This window comes from Nitrospirillum iridis (genome assembly GCF_014205765.1).
GTDB classification, from domain to species: Bacteria; Pseudomonadota; Alphaproteobacteria; order Azospirillales; family Azospirillaceae; genus Nitrospirillum; species Nitrospirillum iridis.
On sequence record NZ_JACIIZ010000005.1, the window covers coordinates 106,385 to 129,609 of the forward strand.

General features: G+C 68.6%; 19 protein-coding genes. 11 read left to right on the forward strand and 8 right to left on the reverse strand.

Going from position 1 to position 23,225, the window contains the following annotated elements:
- Positions 1-4: 4 nt before the first annotated feature.
- A complete protein-coding gene (locus FHS74_RS10115) occupies positions 5-1,450 on the forward strand; it encodes a sigma-54-dependent transcriptional regulator (protein ID WP_184800035.1) in 1,446 nt (481 codons plus the stop codon).
- On the forward strand, positions 1,440-2,819 hold the full coding sequence (locus tag FHS74_RS10120) for a sensor histidine kinase (protein WP_184800036.1): 1,380 nt from the start codon (positions 1,440-1,442) through the stop codon (positions 2,817-2,819). The genes FHS74_RS10115 and FHS74_RS10120 overlap by 11 nt, the downstream gene beginning before the upstream one ends.
- On the opposite strand, the gene FHS74_RS10125 is transcribed toward FHS74_RS10120, so the two are convergent.
- The 4 genes from FHS74_RS10125 to FHS74_RS31140 form a co-directional block, all read right to left on the reverse strand.
- Positions 2,803-4,065 (reverse strand): MFS transporter, encoded by a 1,263-nt coding sequence (locus tag FHS74_RS10125; RefSeq protein ID WP_184800038.1) that lies wholly within the window; start codon positions 4,063-4,065, stop codon positions 2,803-2,805. The genes FHS74_RS10120 and FHS74_RS10125 overlap by 17 nt on opposite strands.
- On the reverse strand, positions 4,062-4,622 hold the full coding sequence (locus FHS74_RS10130) for an isochorismatase family protein (protein ID WP_184800040.1): 561 nt from the start codon (positions 4,620-4,622) through the stop codon (positions 4,062-4,064). The genes FHS74_RS10125 and FHS74_RS10130 overlap by 4 nt, the downstream gene beginning before the upstream one ends.
- 27 nt (positions 4,623-4,649) lie before the next feature.
- Positions 4,650-5,114 (reverse strand): MarR family winged helix-turn-helix transcriptional regulator, encoded by a 465-nt coding sequence (locus tag FHS74_RS10135; protein WP_184800042.1) that lies wholly within the window; start codon positions 5,112-5,114, stop codon positions 4,650-4,652.
- A 93-nt stretch (positions 5,115-5,207) separates the two neighbouring features.
- Positions 5,208-6,950 carry a hypothetical protein gene (locus tag FHS74_RS31140; RefSeq protein ID WP_184800044.1) on the reverse strand — a complete coding sequence of 581 codons (1,743 nt, stop codon included), beginning with the start codon at positions 6,948-6,950 and terminating at the stop codon, positions 5,208-5,210.
- A gap of 278 nt (positions 6,951-7,228) precedes the next feature.
- Here FHS74_RS31140 and FHS74_RS10145 point away from each other — a divergent pair, with 278 nt between their 5' ends.
- The 7 genes from FHS74_RS10145 (at position 7,229) to FHS74_RS10175 (ending at position 17,021) form a co-directional block, all read left to right on the forward strand.
- A complete protein-coding gene (locus FHS74_RS10145; RefSeq protein WP_184800046.1) occupies positions 7,229-8,149 on the forward strand; it encodes a hypothetical protein in 921 nt (306 codons plus the stop codon).
- On the forward strand, positions 8,146-9,267 hold the full coding sequence (gene dprA / locus FHS74_RS10150; protein ID WP_246463040.1) for a DNA-processing protein DprA: 1,122 nt from the start codon (positions 8,146-8,148) through the stop codon (positions 9,265-9,267). Before FHS74_RS10145 ends, dprA begins: the two co-directional genes overlap by 4 nt.
- Before the next feature lie 77 nt (positions 9,268-9,344).
- Positions 9,345-12,038: a type I DNA topoisomerase gene (topA, locus tag FHS74_RS10155; RefSeq protein WP_184800048.1), complete on the forward strand. Its 2,694-nt coding sequence runs from the start codon at positions 9,345-9,347 to the stop codon at positions 12,036-12,038.
- 35 nt (positions 12,039-12,073) lie between these two features.
- Entirely contained in the window at positions 12,074-14,407 is a 2,334-nt protein-coding gene (rnr, locus tag FHS74_RS10160) for a ribonuclease R (RefSeq protein WP_211106215.1), read from the forward strand.
- Between the two features lie 4 nt (positions 14,408-14,411).
- Positions 14,412-14,804: a VOC family protein gene (locus tag FHS74_RS10165; RefSeq protein WP_184800050.1), complete on the forward strand. Its 393-nt coding sequence runs from the start codon at positions 14,412-14,414 to the stop codon at positions 14,802-14,804.
- Between the two features lie 203 nt (positions 14,805-15,007).
- The gene (locus tag FHS74_RS10170; protein ID WP_246463041.1) at positions 15,008-15,391 is read left to right on the forward strand and encodes a DUF983 domain-containing protein; all 384 of its coding nucleotides are present in this window, start codon (positions 15,008-15,010) and stop codon (positions 15,389-15,391) included.
- Positions 15,392-15,494: 103 nt separating this feature from the next.
- Positions 15,495-17,021, forward strand: a complete 1,527-nt coding sequence (locus FHS74_RS10175) for a S41 family peptidase (RefSeq protein WP_184800054.1) — start codon at positions 15,495-15,497, stop codon at positions 17,019-17,021.
- Between the two features lie 11 nt (positions 17,022-17,032).
- Here FHS74_RS10175 and FHS74_RS10180 read toward each other — a convergent pair whose 3' ends face one another.
- Together FHS74_RS10180 and FHS74_RS10185 are read right to left on the reverse strand one after the other, a co-directional pair.
- Positions 17,033-17,458, reverse strand: coding sequence for a hypothetical protein (locus FHS74_RS10180; protein WP_184800055.1), 426 nt, complete (start codon positions 17,456-17,458; stop codon positions 17,033-17,035).
- 22 nt (positions 17,459-17,480) lie between these two features.
- Positions 17,481-17,684 carry a RebB family R body protein gene (locus FHS74_RS10185; protein ID WP_184800057.1) on the reverse strand — a complete coding sequence of 68 codons (204 nt, stop codon included), beginning with the start codon at positions 17,682-17,684 and terminating at the stop codon, positions 17,481-17,483.
- 330 nt (positions 17,685-18,014) lie between these two features.
- Here FHS74_RS10185 and rpmG point away from each other — a divergent pair, with 330 nt between their 5' ends.
- Complete coding sequence (gene rpmG / locus FHS74_RS10190) at positions 18,015-18,182, forward strand: 50S ribosomal protein L33 (protein WP_044562980.1); 168 nt, start codon at positions 18,015-18,017, stop codon at positions 18,180-18,182.
- 184 nt (positions 18,183-18,366) lie between these two features.
- The gene (locus FHS74_RS10195) at positions 18,367-19,125 is read left to right on the forward strand and encodes a glycosyltransferase family 25 protein (protein WP_184800059.1); all 759 of its coding nucleotides are present in this window, start codon (positions 18,367-18,369) and stop codon (positions 19,123-19,125) included.
- A 32-nt stretch (positions 19,126-19,157) separates the two neighbouring features.
- Here FHS74_RS10195 and FHS74_RS10200 read toward each other — a convergent pair whose 3' ends face one another.
- Both FHS74_RS10200 and FHS74_RS10205 read right to left on the reverse strand, forming a co-directional pair.
- Complete coding sequence (locus tag FHS74_RS10200; RefSeq protein ID WP_184800061.1) at positions 19,158-21,584, reverse strand: glycosyltransferase family 2 protein; 2,427 nt, start codon at positions 21,582-21,584, stop codon at positions 19,158-19,160.
- Positions 21,585-21,717: 133 nt separating this feature from the next.
- On the reverse strand, positions 21,718-23,166 hold the full coding sequence (locus FHS74_RS10205; RefSeq protein ID WP_184800063.1) for a PleD family two-component system response regulator: 1,449 nt from the start codon (positions 23,164-23,166) through the stop codon (positions 21,718-21,720).
- Positions 23,167-23,225: the final 59 nt, after the last annotated feature.

Here is a 23,225-nt window from a genome sequence, read left to right on the forward strand (position 1 = left end):
GTCGATGACACAGAAGAGCGGCCGCATCCTGATGGTGGACGACGACCAGGACATCCTGATCGCCGCCCGCCTGCTGCTGAAACGCGAAGGCATCCTGGTCCATACCGAAAGCCAGCCCGACCGCATCCCCCTGCTGTTGAAGGAGGAGGCGTTCGACGCCGTCCTGCTGGACATGAACTTCGCCATCGGCGCCAACACGGGGCGCGAGGGCTTCCAATGGCTGCGCCGGGTCCTGGAGATCGACCCGACGCTGTCCGTCATCCTGATGACGGCCTACGGCGACGTCGGCACGGCGGTGGAGGCGATGAAGCAAGGCGCCTGCGACTTCGTGCTGAAGCCCTGGTCGAACGAGCGGCTGGTGGCGACACTGATGAGCGCCATGACCCTGACCGCCTCGCGGCGGGAGGCGGCGCAGCTGGGCGCCCGCAACAAGGAACTGGCGGCGGCGCTGGACCAGCCGGGGCAGATCCTGATCGGCGGCAGCCCCACCATGGCCCGGGTGCTGACCCTGGTGGACCGCGCCGCCCCCACCGACGCCAACGTCCTGATCCTGGGCGAGAACGGCACCGGCAAAGAAGTCATCGCCCGCGAGATCCACCGCCGCTCCCGCCGTTCGTCCCAGGTGTTCGTGGCCGTTGATCTGGGCGCCATCTCCGAGAATTTGTTCGAGAGCGAACTGTTCGGCCACAAGAAGGGCGCCTTCACCGACGCCAAGGAGGACCGCGTGGGCCGGCTGGTGGCGGCCAACGGCGGCACCCTCTTCCTGGATGAGATCGGCAACCTGCCCCTCTATCAACAGAGCAAACTGCTGTCGGTGCTGGAACAGCGGGTGGTCATCCCCGTCGGCGGCAACCGGCCCATCCCGATCGACGTGCGCCTGATCTCCGCCACCAACATGCCGGTGGAACAGCTGGAAAGCCCGGACACCTTCCGCCAGGATCTGCTGTACCGCATCAACACGGTGGAGCTGCGCCTGCCGCCCTTGCGCGACCGGGCGGAGGATATCCCGGCCCTGGTGGCGCATTTCATGGGCCTGTACGCCCGCAAATACGCCATCCCGCCCCGGCGCCTGTCCAACGACGCCCTGGCGCGGCTGAAAGCCTATCACTGGCCGGGCAATGTCCGCGCCCTGCGCCACGCGGTGGAGCGCGCCATCATCCTGGGTGCCGGCGACGTGCTGGAGGCGGAGGATTTCTCCCTGCCCTCCGCCCCCGGCGGCGCCCCCCGCGCGGCGGCCCGCCTGTCCCCGGCGGCCATGGCGCCAGCGGCGGGCGAGGATGGTTTGACCGCCAACGCCTTGACCTTGGGCACGCTGGACCTGGAAACGGTGGAGGCGCAGGTGATCCGCCGCGCCCTGGACAAGCACCAGGGCAACATCAGCCACGCCGCGGCGGAGCTGGGGATCACCCGCACCTCCCTCTACCGCCGGATGGAGAAGCATGGTCTTTAAGGCGTCGTTCAGCACGGCGCTGACCCTGCGGGTGACCTTGCTGTGCCTCAGCTGCGTGGCGCTGGGCCTGTTGCTGGAGGCGACGGACTATCACGCCACCGAGTTGCTGGTGGGGGTGCTGATCGCCGTGCAGATCGGCGGCGTGGTGCGGGTGGTCAACACCACCAACCGCGAACTGGCCCGCTTCCTGAACGCGCTCAGCCATTCCGACTTCACGCAAAGTTTCAGCTATCGGTCCATGGGACCCAGCTTCCAGGAATTGGGCCGCGCCTTCGCCGGGGTGTTCGACAAGTTCCGCGCCACCCGCGCCGACGCGGAACGGCATGCCGACTATCTGAACGTGGTGGTGGAGCATGTGCCCGTGGCCCTGGCGGAGGTGCACCCCGATGGCCGCGTCAACCTGCTGAACAACGCCGCCCGCCGCCTGATCGGCCATGACGACCTGAACCGCCGGCTGGTGGACGGCAGCACCCTGGACTCGGCGTTGCGGGCGCTGGAGCCGGGGCAGAACGCGCTGTTGAAGGTGGCGGGCGGCATCACGCCCCTGCATCTGACGGTGCGGGCCACCCAGCTGACCCTGGCCGACGGCCCCCGCCTGTTGATCTCCCTCCAGAACATCGGCGGGGAACTGGAGGCGACGGAGGTCAAGGCCTGGTCGGATCTGGTGCGGGTGCTGACGCATGAGATGATGAACTCGCTGACGCCCGTCTCCTCCCTGGCGGGGACGGCGCAGTCGCTGCTGTCCGACCTGCGCGCCCAGCTTGGAGCCATCCCCGATCTGCCGCCCGCCGTGCTGCTGGATGCCGCCGACGCGGGCGAGGCCATGGACACCGTCACCCGCCGCGCCGGCGGCCTGCTGCGCTTCGTGGAGCGCTACCGCCGCTTCACCCAGATGCCACGGCCGAAGGTGGAGCGGCTGAAGGTGCGGGACCTGTTCGGCCGGGTGGAGCGGCTGATGGGACCGGCGATGGCGGAGCACGGCGTGGCGCTGGAGGTGGTGGTGCTGCCCCCCTCGCTGGAGATCAACGCCGACCCCGACCTGATCGACCAGGTGCTGATCAACCTGGTGAAGAACGCGGTGGAGGCCCTGGATGAGGCGAAGGCCGGCGACACGGCCACACGACCGCCCGCCATCACCCTGGCGGGCCACCTGGACGTGACCGGGCACCTGAACCTGCTGGTGCGCGACAACGGCCCCGGCATCCCGCCCGACGTGGCCGACAAGATCTTCGTGCCCTTCTACACCACCAAGCGCGAGGGCAGCGGCATCGGCCTGCCGCTCGCCCGCCAGATCATGCTGGCCCACAACGGAAGCATCTCCGCCGCCCCGGTGGAAGGGGGCGGGACAGTGTTCACGCTGCGGTTTTAACCCCGCCCCAAGGCCGCCATCCGGTGTGCTTGACCAAGTGGCGCACTCCCACCAGCGCCGCGACGAAGCCTGACGCGGCGCCCAGGCCCAGGGACCAGCGCGGGCCGGCCATGTCGGCCACCCAGCCGACGATGGGCGCGCCCAGGGGGGTGCCACCCACGGCGATGGCCAGCAGCAGCGCCACCACCCGGCCGCGCATGGCGCTGTCGGTGGAAAGCTGCACCAGGCTGTTGGTGGAGGTGGTGAAGGTCTGCGCCGCCACGCCGACGACCACCAGCAGGGCGCCGAACGCCCAGGTGGTGGGCATGACCGCGGCCAGGGCGCACCCCACCCCGAACAGCAGGGCGGCACCCAGGAGCAGGGGCACGGTGGGTGTCGCCCGCTTGGCCGCCAGCAGGGCTCCGGCGACGGAGCCGACGGCCATGGTGGAGCTGAGCACGCCGTACTCCCCGGCACCCGCGTGGAAGGCGTGCACCGACATGGTGGAAATGAAGATGGGGAAGTTCAGGCCGAAGGTGCCGATGAGGAACAACATCAGCAGCACGGCCCGCAAATCCGGCCGCCCCCAGACATAGCGGAAGCCCTCGACGAAGCTGCCCCGGCTGCGCACCGCCCGCGTGCGGGGATGGAAATCCGCCACCCGCAGGAAAAAGAGGGAGCCCAGGACGGCGACGAAGGACGCGGCGTTGATCAGGAACACCCAGCCCGTGCCCACCGCCGCGATCAGCACGCCGGCCACCGCCGGCCCGATCATGCGCGCCGCGTTGAAGGAGGTGGAGTTGAGCGCCACCGCGTTGGCCAGATCCGCCTCCCCCACCAGCTCACCAATGAAGGTCTGGCGGGCGGGCGCGTCGAAAGCCGCCACACAGCCCAGCAGGAAGGCGAAGATGTAGACATGCCACAGCTGCACCAGGCCCAGCACGGTCAGCAGGCCCAGGCCCAGCGCCAGCAGGCCGGAGGCGGCCTGGGTGAAGAACAGCAGGCGCCGCCGGTCGAGATAGTCGGCGGCGAAGCCGCTGAAGGGCAGCAGCAGGGCCAGGGGTCCGAACTGCAAGGCCATGACAATGCCGACGGCGGAGGCGCCGTTGACATGCGCCAGTTCCGTCAGCACCAGCCAGTCCTGCGCCGTGCGCTGCATCCAGGTGCCCACGTTTGAGACGATGCCGCCGGCGGACCACAGGCGGAAATTCCGGTTGGCCAGGGACCGGAAGGTGCCGGTGGAGGCAGGCGGGGCGGACGCGGTCATGATGCCCCGTCCAGCAAGGACAGGATGTCAGCCGTGGCGCCCGTCTCCCCCAGGCGGGGAAAGATGCGGGTGACACTGTGATGGTGGGTTTCGGCCTCACGATCGGCCATGGCGTCCACCGCCAGTGTGACGTGATAGCCCAGCGCATGCGCCTCGCGCGCCGTGGATTCCACGCCGGCGCTGGTGGACACGCCGGCCACCACCACCTGGGTCACGCCTTGGTCCTTAAGGTAAGCGTCCAGGTCGGTATGGGGAAAGGCGCCCCAGGTGCGCTTGGCGACGCGGTGGTCGCCGGGCTGGGCATCCAATTCAGGGATCAGCTCGGTCCAGTCCGGCGGCAGGTCGCGGGGGACGCGCCCCTGCTCCGTCCGCCCCGGCGCGCCGCCGGTCACGGTGACCAGCACCACCGGCAGGCCACGGCGGCGAAAGGCGGCGGCCAAATCGGCGGCGTTGCGCACCACGCCGCCCAGCGGCGGCTGGCCCGGCATGGCCAGCAGGCCCTTCTGCAGGTCGATGACGATCAGCGCGGTGCGGGGGTCCAGGGTGGTGACGGCCATGGCCGGGCTCCTCAAGAATGACAGACGTCAGTCGGCGACCAGACGTTTCAGAAGGTCGACCGCGCGGCCCAGGTCCGCCCGCTCATCGGGCGTCAGGCGGGCGCGCATGGTGCGGAACAACCAGTCCTCCCGCGCGGCACGACCAACCCGCAGCCACTCACGGCAAGCGGGGGTCAGGTCCCACAGCGTCTGGCGGCCATCGGCCGGGTCGGGGCTGCCCGCCACCAGGCCGGCCACCTCCAAGGTCCCGACGGTGGCGCCCAGGGATTGCGAACGCACCCCCTCCGCCTTGGCCAGGGCCGTCACCGTGGCCGGGCCGTTGTCCAGCCGGCGCAGCACGGCCACCTGCGAGGGTGTCAAGTCGCCCGGGCTGGCTTGTTCGCGCAGGCGCCGGCGCAGCTGGCCCAGCACCACGCGCAACTCAACCGCCGTGGCCATGACGGCCGGGGCATCCGGGTCGCCCGCGTCGGACTTGTCCAAGGGATCGTTCATGCCAGGGAGGTTAGCGGATACGAAGGTTAACTGAAAAGTTTACCTTCGTATATCAGCCCGGCGCGACGGCGATGGCTTATACGTCGGCGACCGTCAGCGTCCGTGGGGGGTGAGCAGCGAGCGCGCCATGGCCAAGTCGGCTCCCGTCAACACAGGGTTGGCCGGCACCGGGCCCCGGCCCTCCAGATAGTCCAGCGCCGTCTGCCCCGTGCTGTCTCTCAAGGCGGTGTCGGCACCGGCGACCAGCAGCGCCTTGATCACCGGCAGGCCAGCATTGGCCGCCGCATACATCAGCGCCGTGCGTTGGCCATGAGCGATGGCGTAGGTGCCGCAGGCGGACAGCATGTTGTCCTCACTCGGAGGATCATTGCCATCGATCTGGTCCGGCGCCAGGCTGCGCAGGTTCACCGCCGCCTTGGCTTTCAGCAAGCCCTGCACCGCTTCCAGGGCGTTGAACTGCGCCGCTGTCATCAGGGGCGTCTTGCCGATGGGGCTGACGGCGTCCACCGGGGCACCCGCCGCCAAGAGGGGAACAATGGATGCCGGTCGCGCCACGGCCAGGGACAGCAGCGGTTCGGCGTCCACGACCTGCGGCAACGGGCCGGCCGCCAGCACCTCGGCCAGCGACGGCTTGGCGTCCGCCTCCATAATGGCGGCTCGCAAAGGGTTCGGCCTTCCGCGCAGCGTCCAGTCGAAGCGGTTGTTGAGGCCGACGTGAGCCGCCAGCAAAGCCTCGTCCGCCGTCAGGCCGTAGCGAGTGCGATAACCCGCCGCCAAATCCGCCCTGGCCTTGAGGAATAAGTCTCGGATCGCCTGGAACTTCTGGTGGTTCCAAGGGCTGTCATAGGACCACGCCAACAGAGGCATGATCTTCAAATCGTGATCAGGGTTCTTGGCCTCCTCCGGATCAGCGGCTTCAGCCAGCAATCGGCGCGGGGCGATCTGCATCACCACGTTCGCCACATAGAAATTCCGGCCATACATGGACCGCATGGTCCCCGTACACCGGTCGAAGGCCCCCCCGTCGAACGCGGATAGTGCTTGTACCAGCTCGGCAACGCTACCCGGCAAGGCGTAGGCGCGGGCCTCGCACGCGGCATATGGCAAGAAAGCATCCCGCGAACTGCCGAACTCCGCTCCCATGGCGTTGATCAGTTCCGGATGACGTTCGTACATTTCGCAGGGGAACTCCGCCTGCCCGGCGGCCGCCCGCATGAAGATGACCAAGCTGCCGATGGTTCCGTCGTAGTCTTCCGGCTTAGGGGAGAAATAAGCGACGTTCTCCTCGTCCTTCGCCTCGGAAACCTTGGCCAACAGCTGGCGGATTTCCGCATCGTGGGCCTTAGGGTCAGAAGCCGTCACCCGCAGCACGACGGCCAAGCCCAGCTTGGCTTCCGTGGTCTGGAACAAGCGAAAAAGCCCCTCAGCGGCCTTCGGCGCCGCCAGCATGCCCGAAAACGCGCCCCGCAACAGTTGCTCGGGCAGGAGCCACAGGTCTTTTTCCACATCACCTGGCCGTTCGATGACGTGGTTCTGTCGCCGCAGCAAGGCGTTTTGCTGACTTTTGCGTAGCGAATCACCGATGAGCGCCACCCGCTGCGCTTGATCCTCGTAGGCCTTGCCAAGACAAACCACACCCTCCGCGTCCGGCGCATCATGGCTGGATCCGAGGAAGCATTCGCCACGCCGGCTCAACCAAATCCGCTGCGTAAAGGTGATCGCTTCCTTCCAGGGACCAGCCACGGAACCGGCCGTTTGCACGGCTTGCTGGTAGGTTTCATTCATCTGCCGGTCCAGGGCCGAAAGCTTGGCATTGCCGCAGATGGCCTTTTCCACTGTCGTAGATGCCGCAGCACAGTTGAAACTGGGGCCGTCAGCCGCGTCGAGGGCAGCTCGGGCGCCCAGAGGTGCACATACTAGCACCAAGGCCGCGGCCAACAGGGCAAGACGGGAGATGACCGGCATCAGATGCCTTTCGTGGAATCAAGTGGCGGTTTCGAAGGTATTCCCGGAAGCGAGGCACGCGCCACCACTTTGCTGCGCTCCGCCGTTTGATCATTCCCTCAATAGGTGTGCCGCGTTAGATTTCCCGTCCTGGGCTGGGGGAGGATAGGGTGCGCAAGGTATTCCTGGTGACCGCGTTGCTGGCGCTGCTGGGCGCCGGGGTTCACATGATGGCGAGCACCGCCGATGCCCAGGCGCAGACGGCGCCCCCCCTAACAGCGCCCCCGGGGGCGGTGACGGAGACGTCCGCCAGCGCCACGCCGGCGGCGTCATCCATCATCACCAGCCCGCGCACCACTATTCTGGTCGACCCAGGTCCCGGCGCGCCACAGCCCCGCCTGTCCGCCGCCTGGCGAGCATTACCGGAAAGCCAGAAGACCCTGGCGGTGGGCAGCGTGTTGATGCTGGTGGCGGTCACCGCCGCCCTGCTGTGGTTGTCGATGTCCACCGATATGCTGCGCGACAACACGCCGTCCACCTTCGCCGGCGTCACCAGCGCCACCGGCAGGCCCTTGCGCCGCGCCTTCAGCCTGGCGCAAAGCCAGATGGCCTGGTGGTTCGTCATCGTGCTGGCGGCCTATCTTTACCTGTTCCTGGTGACGGGGGAGCTGGACACCCTGACCGGCCAGGCTCTGTGCCTGATGGGCCTGGGCACCGGCACCGCCATGGGCGCCGCGATGGTGGAGCAGAACAAGACCAACCCCATTCTGGCGGCCTATCAATCGGTGCTGACACAGATCGCCGATCCGGCGACCCCGCCCGCCGACCTGACCGCCCTGACCGCCACCCGCGACACCCTGGCCCGCCAGCTGGCGTCCCGCGACTTCGTCCACGATATCCTGACGGACGCCAACGGCATCAGCCTGCACCGCTTCCAGACGGCGGTGTGGACGGTGGTGCTAGGTGTGCTGTTCGTGATCGAGACGGTGGTCCACCGCAAGATGCCGGACTTCGACCCCTATACCCTGGGCGTGCTGGGCATCAGCGCCGGCACCTATCTGGGCTTCAAGATTCCGGAACAGCCGAATTGAACAGCCGGGGCCGCGTCCTTTCCCCCACCGAGCGCCTGGACTGGCTGCGCCTGACGCGCACGGAGTCGGTGGGGCCCATCACCTTCCACCGGCTGATGGAGCGGTTCGGCGGCCCGGCGGCGGCGCTGGAGGCCCTGCCGGATCTGGCCCGGCGGGGCGGGCGCGACCGGCCCTTGAGCATCGCGCCCCGCACCGCGGCGGAGCGGGAGCTGGCGGCGCTGGACCGCCTGGGCGCCCGCCTGCTGTGCTGGTGCGAGCCTGATTATCCCGCCCAGTTGGCCGCCATCGAGGACGCGCCGCCGGTGATCACCGTGCTGGGCGACCCCGCCCACCTCAGCCGCCCGGCCATCGCCGTGGTGGGGGCCCGCAACGCCTCGCTGACCGGGCGCAAGCTGGCCACCAGCATCGCCCGCGACCTGGCGGAGGCCGGGCTGACCATCGTCTCCGGCCTGGCGCGCGGCATCGACACGGCGGCGCATGAGGCGGCGCTGCACCGCAGCACCGTCGCGGCCCTGGCGGGCGGCGTTGACGTCATCTACCCGCCGGAAAACGCGGAATTGCACCGCCGCATCGCTGACCAGGGCGCCCTGGTGGCCGAATCGCCGCCGGGGACGGAACCGCAGGCCCGCCATTTCCCCCGGCGCAACCGCCTGATCTCCGGCCTGGCGCGCGGTGTGCTGGTGGTGGAGGCGGCGCTGAAATCCGGGTCGCTGATCACCGCCCGCCTGGCGCTGGAACAGGGGCGCGACCTGTTCGCCGTGCCAGGGTCGCCGCTGGACCCGCGGGCCCAGGGCTGCAACCGCTTGCTGAAGGATGGAGCCGTCCTGGTGGAGACGGCGGAGGACATCCTGGCCTATCTGGGCCCCTCGGGAATGGCCGCCTTGAACGCCCCGCCCCCCGCTGGCGGACCGGTCCCGCCCCGGGCCGATCCCGGGGAAAAGGAGGTGGAGGCGGCCCGGCCCCGCGTCACCCTGTGCTTAAGCCCCACCCCGGTACACATTGACGAAATTGTCCGGGACTGCCAATTGTCTGCGGCGGTGGTGCTGACCATCCTGCTGGAACTGGAACTGGCGGGCCGTTTGCACCGCCATCCCGGCGGCCGCGTCAGCCTGGCCTAGGACCAGTCCCCTAGGATCAGAGGCCCACGCCACGGGTTCTGGATAGCGTCGCCACCTATTTGCAGTGCGGGGTCCCCTTGTCGGGCAGCAATGTCGTCATCGTCGAGTCGCCGGCCAAGGCGAAGACCATCAACAAGTACCTGGGCGACGATTACACCGTTCTCGCCAGCTACGGACACGTGCGGGATCTGCCGGCCCGCGACGGGTCGGTGAAGCCGGAAGAAGATTTCTCCATGGAGTGGGAGCTGGGCGACCGCTCCAAACGCCATATCGACGACATCACCAAGGCCGCCCGGGGCGCCACCCGCATCTACCTCGCAACCGACCCGGATCGCGAGGGGGAGGCGATCGCCTGGCACGTCAAGCAGCTGCTGGATGAAAAGCGCATCAGCAGCAAGGTGGACGTGAAGCGCGTCACCTTCAACGAGATCACCAAGAGCGCCGTCCTGGACGCCATCGCCCATCCGCGCGAGGTGCACCAGGAACTGGTCGACGCCTACCTGGCGCGCCGCGCGCTGGATTATCTGGTGGGCTTCACCCTGTCGCCGGTGCTGTGGCGCAAGCTGCCGGGCTCACGCTCGGCCGGCCGCGTGCAGTCGGTGGCCCTGCGCCTGATCTGCGAGCGGGAGTCGGAGATCGAGGCCTTCCGCCCGCAGGAATACTGGACCATCGATGGGGAGTTCCGCACCCCGGCCGGCGCGCCCTTCACCGCCCGCCTGGTGGGCCTGAACGGCAAGAAGCTGGACAAGTTCACCCTGGGCAACAAGGGCGACGCCGACGCGGCGCTGGCGGTCATCCGCCCGCTGTCCTTCGCGGTGCGCAGCGTGGAACGGCGCCAGGTGCGCCGCAACCCCTTCCCGCCCTTCACCACCTCCACCCTGCAGCAGGAGGCCAGCCGCAAGCTGGGCTTCGGCGCCACCAAGACCATGCGCATCGCCCAGAAGCTGTATGAGGGCGTGGACATCGGCGGTGAGACGGTGGGCCTGATCACCTATATGCGTACCGACGGCGTGCAGCTGTCGAACGAGGCCATCGACGGCGCCCGCCGCCTGATCTCCTCCGCCTATGGCAACAGCTATCTGCCCAACGCCCCGCGCGTCTACAAGTCCAGCGCCAAGAACGCGCAGGAAGCGCACGAGGCCATCCGCCCCACGGACATGTTCCGCAAGGCCGATCAGCTGAGCCGCTTCCTCGACAAGGATGAGCTGCGGCTGTACGAGCTGGTGTGGAAGCGCACCATCGCCTGCCAGATGGCCAGCGCCGAGCTGGACCAGGTGTCAGCCGACATCACCTCGCCCAAGGGGGAGGCGCAGTTCCGCGCCACCGGCTCCATCCTCACCTTCGACGGTTTCCTCAAGGTCTATCAGGAAGACCGCGATGACGCCGGCGATGATGAGGAGAAGGACACCCGCCTGCCGGCCATGAAGGACGGCGACGACCTGGCGAAGGGCGAGGTCAAGTCCGACCAGCATTTCACCCAGCCGCCGCCGCGCTATACCGAGGCCAGCCTGGTGAAGAAGATGGAGGAGCTGGGCATCGGCCGGCCATCCACCTACGCCAGCATCCTGCAGGTGCTGCAGGACCGGAACTATGTCCGCCTGGAAAAGCGCCGGTTCGAGCCGGAGGACCGTGGCCGCCTGGTCACGACCTTCCTGGAAAACTTCTTCAACCGTTATGTCGAGTACGGCTTCACCGCCGACCTGGAATCCAAGCTGGACGACATCTCCGGCGGCCGCATCGACTGGAAGTCGGTGCTGCGGGAGTTCTGGCAGGCCTTCTCCGCCGCGGTGGAGGGGACAAAGGACCTGACCATCACCCAGGTGCTGGACGCCCTGGATGAGGCGCTGGGCCCGCACTTCTTCCCCGCCCCGGCGGAAGGCGGGCGCGACCCGCGCGTCTGTCCCGTCTGCGGTGACGGCCGGCTGTCGCTGAAGCTGGGCAAGAACGGCGCCTTCATCGGCTGCGCCAACTACCCGGACTGCAAATACACCCGGCCCCTGAGCGTCGAGGGGGGCGAGGAAGGCAACGCCGACCGGGAACTGGGCAATGATCCGGAGACGGGCTATCCCGTGGCCATGAAGCGCGGGCCCTACGGCGTCTATGTCCAGACGGGCGCGCCGGATGAGCCCAAACCCAAGCGCGTCTCCCTGCCCCGGGCCCTGAACCCGCAGGACGTCGACCTGGACATCGCCCTGCGCCTGCTGGCCCTGCCGCGCAGCCTGGGTCCGCACCCGGAGACGGGGCAGGATATCACGGCCGGTATCGGCCGCTTCGGCCCCTATCTGAAGCATGGCGACGCGTACAAGAACCTGACGCCGGACGACGACGTGCTGACCATCGGCCTGAACCGGGCCGTGGTGCTGCTGGCCGGCATCACCGCGCGCAAGACGGTGGCGGGCCGCGACCTGGGCAACCACCCCAAGGACGGCAAGCCCATCACCCTGGGCAGCGGGCGCTTCGGCCCCTATGTGAAGCACCTGAAGCTGTTCGCCAGCATTCCCAAGGCCATCAACGCCGACACCATCACCCTGGAACAGGCGGTGGAATTGCTGGCGGCCAAGGCGGCCAAGGACAGCGGCAAGAAGCCGGCCGCCGCCGCGGCTGACGGTGAGGAGAAGCCGAAGAAGGCCGCCGCCAAGAAGGCGCCGGCGAAGGCAGCGACCACCAAGGCGACAGCGGAAAAGAAGGCCGCCGCGCCGAAGAAGGCCCCCGCCGCCAAGAAGCCGGCCACGAAGTCCGCGAGTGCGAAGAAGGTGGCGGCGGGCGACTGAGCCCGCCGACCTCACAGTTAAGGACACACCATACCATGCCGAAGCGCCCGGAAGGCCCCCGGCGGCCGACGCCCAGGCCGGTGCCGGCCCGCCGGGCGGCGGACGCCCCTTTTCCCTCGCGGGAGGAGATTCTGGACTATATCCAGTCCAGCCCGGTGCCTGTGGGCAAGCGGGAGATCGCGCGCGCCTTCAACATCACGGGCGACGGCCGCATCGTCCTGAAGGACCTGCTGAAGGATCTGGAGACCGAGGGCAGCATCGAAAAGGGCGAGGGCCGCCGCGTTGGCGTGCCGGCGGCCCTGCCCGAAGTGGCGGTGCTGATCGTGGCCGAGGTCACCCCCGATGGCGAGGTGCTGGCCCGCCCCACCAGTTGGGCGCATGAGGCCCCGCCGCCGCGCATCTACATGGCGGCGGAAAAGCGCGGCCACCCGGCCTTGGCCGTGGGCGACCGCGTGCTGGCCCGCCTGTCGCGGCAGGCCCAGCAACAGGATGGCGAGGACGTCTACGAAGGCCGCACCCTGCGCAAGCTGGACAGTGGCGCGACCACCCGTATCGTCGGCATCTATGACCGCGCCCGCGATGGCGGCCGCCTGAGGCCGGTGGACCGCCGCGCCAAGGCGGAGTTCGCCGTGGCCGACGCCAATGCCGAGGGCGCGCAGCCCGGCGAACTGGTGGTGGCCGAACTGCTGCCCTCCTCCCGCCTGGGCCTGAAGCAGGTGCGGGTGGTGGAACGGCTGGGCAGCATCGATGAGCCACGGGCCGTCAGCCTGATCGCCATCGCCCAGCACAGCATCCCCACCCAGTTCGCCAAGGCGGCGGTGGAGGAAGCGGAAGCCGCACCGGAACCGACGGTGGAGGGGCGCACAGACCTGCGCGACATCCCCCTGGTGACCATCGACGGCGAGGACGCCCGCGATTTCGACGATGCCGTGTTCGCCGAACCGGACACCGATCCCAACAACCCCGGCGGCTGGCACCTGCTGGTGGCCATCGCCGACGTCAGCTTCTATGTCCGGCCGGGCATGGCGCTGGACCGCAACGCCTTCGACCGGGGCAACAGCGTCTATTTCCCCGACCGCGTCGTGCCCATGCTGCCCGAGGCGCTGTCGAACGAGCTGTGTTCGCTGAAGCCCGAGGTCAACCGCGCCTGCCTGGCGGTCCATATGTGGATCGACGGCCAGGGCCGGCTGAAGCGCCATCGCTTCGTGCGCGGCCTCATGCGCTCCGCCGCCCGCCTGACCTACACCCAGGTGCAGAAGGCCCGCGACGGCGAACCGGATGAACTGACCGGCCCGCTGATGGAACGGGTGATCGGCCCCCTGTATGGCGCCTTCGCCGTGCTGCAAAAGGCCCGCGACGCCCGCGGCACGCTGGAGCTGGACCTGCCGGAACGGCTGGTGAAGCTGGACGAGGCGGGCACCATCCAGAGCATCGGCGTGCGCCCGCGCCTGGACAGCCACCGCCTGATCGAGGAATTCATGATCGCCGCCAACGTGGCGGCGGCGGAAGCCCTGGAAGCCAAGCACAGCCCGTGCCTGTACCGCGTGCATGCGGAGCCGGCGCAGGACAAGCTGGAGGCGCTGCGCCAGTTCCTGGGCTCGCTCGGCTACACCCTGGCCAAGGGCCAGGTGCTAAAGCCCATCCTGTTCACCCGCATCCTGGCCAAGGCGGCGGACACGCCGGAAGCCAACCTGGTGAACACCGTCATCCTGCGCAGCCAATCCCAGGCGCTGTACCAGCCGGAGAATATCGGCCATTTCGGCCTGGCCCTGCCGCGCTACGCCCATTTCACCTCCCCCATCCGCCGCTATGCCGATCTGGTGGTCCACCGCGCCCTGGTGAAATCCTATGGCCTGGGGCCGGGCGGGCTGGACGAGGAGGAAGCGTCCCGCCTGGTGCAGGTGGGCGAGCACATCTCGCTGACGGAGCGGCGGGCCGCCACGGCGGAGCGCGACGCCCTGGACCGCTATGTCGCCGCATATCTGTCGGACCGGATCGGCGGCACCTTCACCGGCCGCATCGGCGGTGTCACCCGCTTCGGCCTGTTCGTCACCCTGGATGAGACCGGGGCCGACGGCCTGGTGCCCATTTCCACCCTGCCGGACGATTTCTACGACCACGACGAGGGCAACCATCAGTTGGTGGGCCGCCGCTGGGGCCGCGTCTATCGCCTGGGTACGGTGGTGAAGGTCCGCCTGGTGGAGGCGGACCGCATCTCCGGCAGCATGGTCTTCGCCCTGCTGGGCGAGGATACCGACGACTCGCCGTGGCTGGCGGGCGGCCAAAGCGAGGCCAAGGGCGGCCGCGCCCGGCTGACCCGGAAGACGGCCACCAAGGCGCGCGTCAAGCGCCCACCCCTGAAAGGATAGGCGGATGCCTCAATTCATCGGCGGCATCACCCTGGTCGTGCGCGATTATGACGAGGCCAAGGCCTGGTATCGCGACGTCCTGGGCTTCGAGGCCGTGGAGGATACCGACCTGGGCGGCGGCAAGCGCTGGGTGGTCATGGCGCCGCCGGGCTCCACCGAAACGCGCCTGCTGCTGGCCAAGGCGGTGGGACCGGAGCAGGAGGCCGCCATCGGCAACCAGGCGGGTGGCCGCGTCTTCCTGTTCCTGCGCACCGACGATTTCTGGCGTGACCATGCCCGCATGAAGGCCGCCGGCGTCCTCTTCCGCGAGGAGCCGCGGGTGGAGGCGTATGGCACGGTGGTCGTGTTCGAGGACCTGTACGGCACCCGCTGGGACCTGCTGCACCTCAACGCTTGATTCGCCCGGCCCACAATTCGGGCGAATCACAACAAGTGTTGATGGCAGAGCTGAGGGCCGGCAAACGCGTCTGGACCATGGCCCATGCCATATCCATCATCTAGGACATGACGACCGACCCCGTTCCCCCCGATGATCCTGGCCCCGTGGGTCCATCCGGGCGGCCCCGAGGCCCCCGTGTCGCCGTTGAAACGGAGGACACCATGACCGACACGCCTGAGGAAATCATCGCCCCGCCCAAGGGCATGGTCGGCACGGCCCTGATGCGCGGCATGCGCCGCTGCTGCCCCAATTGCGGCGCCCACACCCTGTTCGTGGGCTACACCAAGGTGGCGCCGGTCTGCACCAGTTGCGGGCTGGAGACGGGCAATTTCCGCGCCGACGACGCGCCACCCTACTTTACCATCTTCGTCGTCGGCCATATCGTGGTGGGCGCCGCGTTGGCGGTGGAACAGAACTATCATCCCCCCCTGTGGGTGCATGCCGCACTGTGGGGGCCGTTGACCCTGGCCCTGTCGCTGGCCCTGCTGCCCCTGTTCAAGGGGGCCGTGATCGGCGTGCAGTGGGCCATGGGCATCCGCGGCTAAGGGATAAAACAAAACGGGAGGCGCCGTGGCCTGTGCCACCGGCTGGACAGGGTTTGTCCGGCACGCCCAGAGAGGACTGGACCGTATCCCCCCAGGCGCCGCCTTGGGGCTTTTTCTGCTGCTCCTGGCCGCCTGTGCCGGTGGCCCCGGTGACCCGGGCGCGGTCCCCGCCGAGCGGTTTTACCAAAGCGCCTACGGCAAGATCGACGAACTGTACCTGGAACCGGTGGACATGCGCCGCCTGGTGGTCGACGGCCTGATCCATGCCGGCATGGTCATCCCCAGCCTGACGGTGACGGTGCAGCCGGGCGGCGGCGCGATAACCCTGGCCGTGGGCAGCCGGTCGCCGCGCACCTTCGCCCTGCCGGACAGTCCTGAGGCGTCCGCCTGGGCGCATTTCGCCGCCACGGTGACCGACTGGACCGCGGCCCAGGCCCCCGACCAGGCGCCCGCCAGCCAGACGCGCGAATCCCTTTACCGCGCCCTGCTGGAGGGTGGCACCGCCGACCTCGACCCCTACAGCCGCTATTCCGTGCCCGCCGCCGCCCGTACGGAGCGGTCGCGGCGCGAGGGCTATATCGGCATCGGCGTGACCCTGGAGGAAACGCCACGCGGCTTTCGCGTCATCGCCATCGCCCCGGGCAGCCCGGCGTCGACCGCCGGCTTGTGGGTGGGCGACCTGATCACCACCGTGGGCGGCCTGCCGGTGGACGCCGCCGGGGGTGGCGCCGCCCTGACGGTGGAGGGTGTGATGTCCCGCCTCAGCGGGCCGGAGGGCACGGGCGTGCCCGTGCGCGTCGCCCGGGGGGGCACGACCCTGACCCTGCTGATCAGCCGACAGCGCATCATCCTGCCCACGGTCACGGCCGAGCGCGCGGGTGCCGTGGGCGTGCTGCACGTCAGCCGGTTCAACGCCGGCACCGCCGACGCCCTGGCCGCCACCATCCATCGCCTGCGCGACACCGATGCCGGCAGCGGCCCGCCCACGGGCTGGGTGCTGGATCTGCGCGGCAACACCGGCGGCCTTCTGGACCAGGCGGTGGCGGTGGCCGACCTGTTCCTCACCAGCGGGCCCATCCTGACGACCGTCGGCCGCCATCCCGACAGCATGCAACACTATGACGCCACGCCGGGCGATATCCTGGATGGCGCCCCGCTGGTGGTGCTGGCCGATGGGCAGACGGCCTCCTCCGCCGAAATCGTCCTGGGCGCGCTGGTCGATGGTGGCCGGGCCCTGGACGTGGGCACCACCAGCTTCGGCAAGGGCGTGGTCCAGACCGTGGCCCCCCTGCCCAACGGCGGGGAGCTGTTCCTCACCTGGTCGCGCATCATGACCCCCGCCGGCCGCATGTTCGACCATCAGGGCCTGGCACCCGCCATCTGCACCAGCGGCCAGACGGATGCCGGCGCCATCCTCGCCCCCCTGCGCGCCCAGCCCCGCCCCAACCCGGGCATCAGCGGGGCGGCTGCGGCCTGCCCCGCGGAACGGGACCGGCCGGCGGCCGTGGATCTGAGGGTGGCGGAGGACCTGCTGACCAACCCGCCTCTGCTGCGCCGCGCCCAATTGGCCGGACAGACCCTGCTGGCGGACCAGCCATCTGCGACGGAGGGTGCCAGCGGCCTGCCCTAGCTGAACCAGCTCTAGCCTGTGGCGCCGAAGAATCCCGTGATCTGCGGATCGTCAGCGACCATGTGGTCGGTGATGTGAAAGACTTCGGACAGCCATGGGTGCTTCAGCGCCTCATCCCGATCCAGAATCCTTCCCATTAAGGTCACATGGCGCCAAGGTGAACTGTTGGCGTTCACGAGCCCGACCTGGAAGTTGTGCTTATCCGTCCAGATCTGGAACGGGAACGCGACCCTATCCTCCGGCGGCACGTCGTCCCCCCATTCACCCAGGCTGATAATGCCACTTAACCGCTTTTCGGGATGATCCTTGGTGAACTGCGCATAACAGACGGCGTAGGCATCGCCGTCGCGATAGACAAACCGCGTCAGCCGGACTGAGACATTTCCGCAGCAGTCACAGACGGACTCTTGCGGTTCTTCGAATTCAAAGGTCAGCATGTCGCCTGGTTCCTCTGGCGCTTCAACTCATTCCTGCGGGCTCGTGCTCCCGCCGGATGCCGCCTTGCGGCGACTTGGCGCCCTCCACCGAAGGACCAGCTGATTCGTCGGTCATGGCCTGGGGCACGTCGCTTTTCACCTGGGCCGGCGTCTCGCCTGCGACCTTCACCGTGTTTTGCGTCACCGCATCGGTGATCTGGCTGTTCACGGCAGTGCGGAAGGTCATGAGGTTCGCTCCTGTCATGAGGGGTCCAGCGGGAAGCACGGGATGCGCGCAGGATAGCCCAGGCCGACGCATCAAGGTAGCAGGCGCGGCAACGGGTGGATGAGAACCAGCGGCCACCCAGGGTGGAGCGGTCTCATGCATGGCGCGCATCCCCTGCCCCTGCTCCCCTCCCAACGGCGTTTGGCTCTTTGGCCTTGACTCTCAGAGGCCGGTGACTAAAGTGCCGCGACGCCGTGCCCCTGACGGGCCGCGGTACGAAATCGTTATTGACCGCCCCCGACCCGCCGCGCCGGCGACCGAACGGGGTTGTCGTAGGTGGGATTAAAGGTCATGGCCAAGCAGAATACCGTGCTGATCCGTCTGATCAGCTCCGCTGAAACCGGCTTCTTCTACGTGAAGAAGAAGAACCCGCGCAAGACGACCGAGAAGCTGGAATTCCGGAAGTACGATCCGGTCGCGCGCAAGCACGTGATCTTCAAGGAAGCCAAGATCAAGTAAGTCCCGCCGCGCCCGTATCGGGCGCGCTGGTCTGGCCCGATGCCACCGTCCCAAGGCTGGCGGCATGATGGCCGGAACCAATGTGGACAATGATCAGGCAAAGGGCCGCTCCTGGAGCGGCCCTTTCCTATTGGCACGCCTACGCGCCCGTTTCCGGGCGCCAAGAACCCTGGAAGCGGTGCCCTTGGCCTCCTGCCCGATCTTCGTCATCAATCTGGAGCATGACGTGGTGCGGCGCGCGCACATGGCCAGCCAGTGCGCGCGGCTGGGCCTGGCGGTGGAGTTCGTGCCCGCGGTGAACGGCCGCCAGCTGAGCGACACGGACCGGGCCGCCTATGATCGCGACAAGACCCTGCGCGTTTATGGCGTGGAGATGCTGGACACGGAAATCGGCTGCTATCTCAGCCACTACCGCCTGTACCAGCGCATGGTCCGGGAGGACATCCCCGTCGCCCTGATCCTGGAGGACGACGTGGAACTAAGCCCCGCCTTCCCCCGGATCGTGCAGGATCTGCTGGCCGATCCCCAACCGGAATGGCAGGTCGTCCGGCTGGAATCCCTGCGACGGCGCGTCCGCGAACCCAAGAACGCCAAATTCCTGGGCCGGCCGGTGAAGGCGCTGCGCGATGGCGAATTGTACCGCCTCGGCACCCATGTGTTGGGCTTCGGCGCCTATCTCATCCGTCAGGACGCCGCCCGGCGCATGCTGGACTATGGCCGCCACATTTTCATGCCGGTCGACCAGACCATGGACCGGTACTGGGAAAACGACATCCTTCCCTACCTTGTGCGCCCCATCCCCGTGCACCAGCGTGGCGACCTGGCCTCGCGCATCGGGGCCCGGCCGCCTGGGCGGCACAAGGGCCAGCCCTGGGCCCTGCGGCTGCGCCAACGCTGGCAGCGCCTGTCGGACAGCATCGCCAAGCGCCTGTATCCCTTCTGATCTCGATTCCCGGCCTCAACCCGTTGGCGTTTTCACGCCTCGGGCAACAGCCGGGGCCGCTTTGCCAAACGGGGCGTGGTCGATTCAAGGTCGAGGTTGGGATTGAAGCAGGGGTCGGCATGCATCATGTCCGCCCACTGGGCCACCATATAGTCGATCTCACCCGCGAAGCGCCGGCTCTTGGCCGGATCGGTATCCGGCCCGCGCGACACCGATTCCAGATGGTACAGCTCCGCCGTCGCCGCCAACACGACCCGATAGCCAGCCGCCCGCAAGCGCAGACAGTAATCCACGTCGTTGAAGGCCACGGTCAGGTCGCGCTCGTTAAGGCCACCCAGCTCCAGAAACAGCGCGCGCCGCGTCAGCAGGCAGGCGCCGGTGACCGCCGACACATCCTGGGTCAGGGTCGCCCGGCCGGCATAGCCGCCCTCGCCCCGGGGCAGCCGGCGGTGCACATGGCCGGCGACACCGCCCATGCCGATGGTGACGCCGGCGTGCTGGATGGTGTCATCCGCGTAATACAGCAGGGCGCCCACCGCCCCCACGTCCGGCAGCATGGCATGGGCCATCATCTGCCCCAGCCAGTCCGGCGTGATCACCACCGTGTCGTTGTTCAGGAGACAGAGGTATTCGCCCGTGGCCATGCCGGCCGCCCGGTTGTTGAGCCGGGAGTAGTTGAAGGGCCCATCATCACGCAACACCCGGATGGCGCCCACCGACGCCAGCCCCCCCAGGTACGCCAAGGTCTCCGCGTCCGTGCTGCCGTTATCGACGACGATGATCTCGACGTCGGGGTAGGTGGATACGGTCCGCAGACTGTCAAGACAGCCGCGCAGCAGGTCCAGCTTGTCCCGGGTGGGAATGATGATGGAAACGCGCGGCGGGGCGACCAGCGCATAGTCCACGCGGTAACCGCCACCGGGCGCCCGGGACACGGTGCCGGGACGGCCCAGGCGCACCAGATGGTCCTCCACCGCGCGCTTGCCGGCATGCCACGCCTGATCCCCCCCGTCCGCCCCCGGCGGCCGGGCGCACGCATGATAGAGGATACGGGGGATATGGCGGATGGCGTCGGGCGTCGTCGCCGACGCCAGCCGCAGGATCAGGTCGTACCCGGCAGCACCGCCGCTGAAGCCGGGGCGGAAGCCACCCACCGCCATCACCAGCGGGCGACGGAACACCCCCAGATGGGCGAAGGCGTCCTGACCCAGCATCAGGGCCGGGTTCCAGTCCGGCTTGAAGTTGGGATCGCCACGGAAGCCATCCGAGTCGATCTTGTCCTCATCGCTGAACAGGGCATCAGTATCAGGCCAGTGGTCCAGTTCCGCCGCCACCCAATAGAGGGCGTGGGGCGGCAGTTGGGCGTCGGGCTCCAGCAAGGCGATGTAGTCGCCCCGGGCCAGATCGAGGGCGGCGCCTTCCGCGGCCGAGGCCCCGCCGCCGGTGCCTAGCGATGCCACCTTGATGCGGCTGTCCAGATCGGCATGGCGCCGCAGGAGCGCCGCCACCGCCGGATCGGCCGGCACGGGGCCGGCGACGCACAGCTCCCAGTGGGGATAGATCTGCGCCCTCACGGAGTCGATCGCCCGCTCCAGCAAGGGGGCCGAGGACTCATGGATGGGCATCAGGACGGAGATGACGGGATGCCGGCGCAAGCTCGCGACCGCCGCGCGCAAGCGCGCAAGGGCGGCCTCATCCACGGGGTCGTGCGCCTGGATCCAGGCGTCGTAGTCGCGGTCGCGGCTGAAGCGCGGCTGGAAGGCCGGCGCCGTCGGCCGCCCCTGTTGGCGGCCCTGCTCCAGGTAATGGACCAGGGGATTGGCGCCGGCCGCAGCCACATCGGGATTCTGCTCCCAATAGAAACGGGTGGAGAAGTCGGGGCCCGGGTTGCGGCCGGCGGCGGCGCCGACCGTCAGATAGTCCAGAACCGGGTCGGCCCCCGCCTCAGGATATTCCTGGCGATACCAGTCGGCATCGAACAGCGGGTCGCCCGCGAGCAGCCGACGCCAGCCCGCCAGCCGCCGCCGGTGGCGCAATTGCAGGCCCAACCGACCCGTCAGCGCCCAGCCCAGCCAGCGCAGCGGGGGCCGCAACGAGGCCGCCACCCCGGGCAGGCGCGTCAGCAGGGCGCGCAAGGGCGCGGTAAGGCGCCAGGACGTGCTGGTCTCGATCCCAGCCACGCGTGACCGCAGCCAGTCGATCTCCGCCTGCAGGTCGCCACGCTGCCGTTCCGCCCGCGCTTGGGCCCGGATCAGCCGCTCGCGCGTCCGCCGTTCCGCCCGGTGGGACTGGGCCGCCGTGGCGGACACCTCCCGGAACGCCTGCGACAGGGCCACCACCGCGTCCCGGGGATCGGCATGCTCGGCCAGCAGGGCGGCCAACCGCCAGTCGGCATCGCCCCGGCTCGCCGGCCCGGACTCGAGGGGCGGGACGGCGGGCGGCGGTTTGGCAACGGACATGGCGGGGATACGGCCCATTCTGCCTGCGGCAAGGCATGGTTACGGCGACCCCGCTGGCGATCCAGTACGGGACGCATGGCGCCTTAAAGCACAATTGACGGCGTTTGGGGAGGGGAAGACGGGTCGGGCCGCCTCAGCGGGGCAGGCTAAGGTCCGTTGCGTCCACCCTGACGGGGGGGGCCGCCTCCAGGCTGCTGTCGGTGACAACGCGGTTGCGGCCGGCCCGCTTCGCCTCGTACAGCGCCATGTCGGCGCGGCGCAACAGGCTGTCGCCCGTCTCCATGCGTCCCTCCGGGCCCACGGCGCCGGCGGCCACCGCCACGCCGACAGAGATGGTGACGGTGATCTGCCCGCCATCGGTGGTGACGTGGAAGGGGTGCTCGGCGATGCGGCGGCGCAGGCGATCGGCCACCAGCACGCCGGCGGCCAGGTCGGTGTCGGGCATGACGACGACGAATTCCTCGCCGCCCAGGCGCGCCACCAGATCGAAGTTGCGGAGGTTGCGGCTGGCGCGCAACGCCACCTCCTTCAACACCTCGTCCCCCACGCCGTGGCCATAGGTGTCGTTCACCACCTTGAAGTGGTCGATGTCGAACAGCAGGGCCGCCACCGGCTTGTGGTTGTCGCCGCCACGGTCCAGCAGGCGCGGCAAATGCGCGCTCAGATAGCGGCGGTTGAACAAACCGGTCAGGCTGTCGGTCAGGGCCAGCGACAGGCTCTGCTCGTAATTGGCGCGCAGCCGGTCCTGATAGCGCTTGCGCCGAATCTGGGTGCGGGCGCGGGCCATCAGCTCATTCCGGTCGATCGGCTTGATCAGATAGTCATTGGCGCCCAGTTCCAGGCCCTTGGCCACGCGGTCGATGTCGGTTTCATCCGCAACCAGCAGCACGGGCACCTGCCGCGTCTTCTCCTGCGAGCGCAGCTGCGAGCACAGGCGCAAGCCATCCTCGCGCATTAGCGTCAGGCTGATGACGATGAAGTCGAAGTCACCGGCCAAGGCCCGTTCCAGGCCGCTGGCGCAGGTGTCGGCCGACGCGACCCGGCCGCGGTCACGGCCCAACGTCTCGGTGATCTTGTCCAGGTCGATGGAGCTGTCCTCCACCACCAGAACGTTGGCGCCTTCCGCCGACTGGTTGTGCATGCTGTCGGTGGAGACCAGCATGCCCAGCTGGCCCGAGGTGCTTTCGCGCAGGCGCCATTCATCCATCATCATCTTGAGACGGACCAGGGAGCGCACGCGGGCGAACAGCGCCACGTCGTTGACGGGTTTGGTCAGGAAATCGTCGGCGCCGGCCTCCAGCCCGCGCACCCGATCGGCGATATCGGAAAGGGCCGTCACCATCACGACGGGGATGTGCATGATGGCGGGGTCGCTGCGGATACGCTCGCACACCTCGAAGCCATCCATGCCGGGCATCATGACGTCCAGCAGCACGATATCCGGCGCCTGCGCCTTGATCTTGTCCAGCGCCTCGGGCCCGCTGCTGGCGGTGATGACATCGAAATACTCGCGCGTCAGCTTCGCCGCGAGCAGCTTGACGTTGGGTAAGACATCATCAACGACCAGGACGCGAGCCGACATGACACCACTTATTCCGGCCGCGTCTCGGAGGGCGCGGCTTCATGCAAGGTACTGTTGCG

Excerpts from the sequence above, each read along its gene's own strand:
- FHS74_RS10180 (WP_184800055.1), bottom strand. The coding sequence starts at position 17,458 with ATGCTGACCTTTGAATTCGAAGAACCGCAAGAGTCCGTCTGTGACTGC.
- FHS74_RS10170 (WP_246463041.1), top strand. The coding sequence starts at position 15,008 with ATGACCGACACGCCTGAGGAAATCATCGCCCCGCCCAAGGGCATGGTC.
- rpmG (WP_044562980.1), top strand. The coding sequence starts at position 18,015 with ATGGCCAAGCAGAATACCGTGCTGATCCGTCTGATCAGCTCCGCTGAA.
- FHS74_RS10200 (WP_184800061.1), bottom strand. The coding sequence starts at position 21,584 with ATGTCCGTTGCCAAACCGCCGCCCGCCGTCCCGCCCCTCGAGTCCGGG.
- FHS74_RS10135 (WP_184800042.1), bottom strand. The coding sequence starts at position 5,114 with ATGAACGATCCCTTGGACAAGTCCGACGCGGGCGACCCGGATGCCCCG.
- FHS74_RS10165 (WP_184800050.1), top strand. The coding sequence starts at position 14,412 with ATGCCTCAATTCATCGGCGGCATCACCCTGGTCGTGCGCGATTATGAC.
- FHS74_RS10115 (WP_184800035.1), top strand. The coding sequence starts at position 5 with ATGACACAGAAGAGCGGCCGCATCCTGATGGTGGACGACGACCAGGAC.
- FHS74_RS10185 (WP_184800057.1), bottom strand. The coding sequence starts at position 17,684 with ATGACCTTCCGCACTGCCGTGAACAGCCAGATCACCGATGCGGTGACG.
- rnr (WP_211106215.1), top strand. The coding sequence starts at position 12,074 with ATGCCGAAGCGCCCGGAAGGCCCCCGGCGGCCGACGCCCAGGCCGGTG.
- FHS74_RS10120 (WP_184800036.1), top strand. The coding sequence starts at position 1,440 with ATGGTCTTTAAGGCGTCGTTCAGCACGGCGCTGACCCTGCGGGTGACC.
- FHS74_RS10125 (WP_184800038.1), bottom strand. The coding sequence starts at position 4,065 with ATGACCGCGTCCGCCCCGCCTGCCTCCACCGGCACCTTCCGGTCCCTG.
- FHS74_RS10130 (WP_184800040.1), bottom strand. The coding sequence starts at position 4,622 with ATGGCCGTCACCACCCTGGACCCCCGCACCGCGCTGATCGTCATCGAC.
- FHS74_RS10205 (WP_184800063.1), bottom strand. The coding sequence starts at position 23,166 with ATGTCGGCTCGCGTCCTGGTCGTTGATGATGTCTTACCCAACGTCAAG.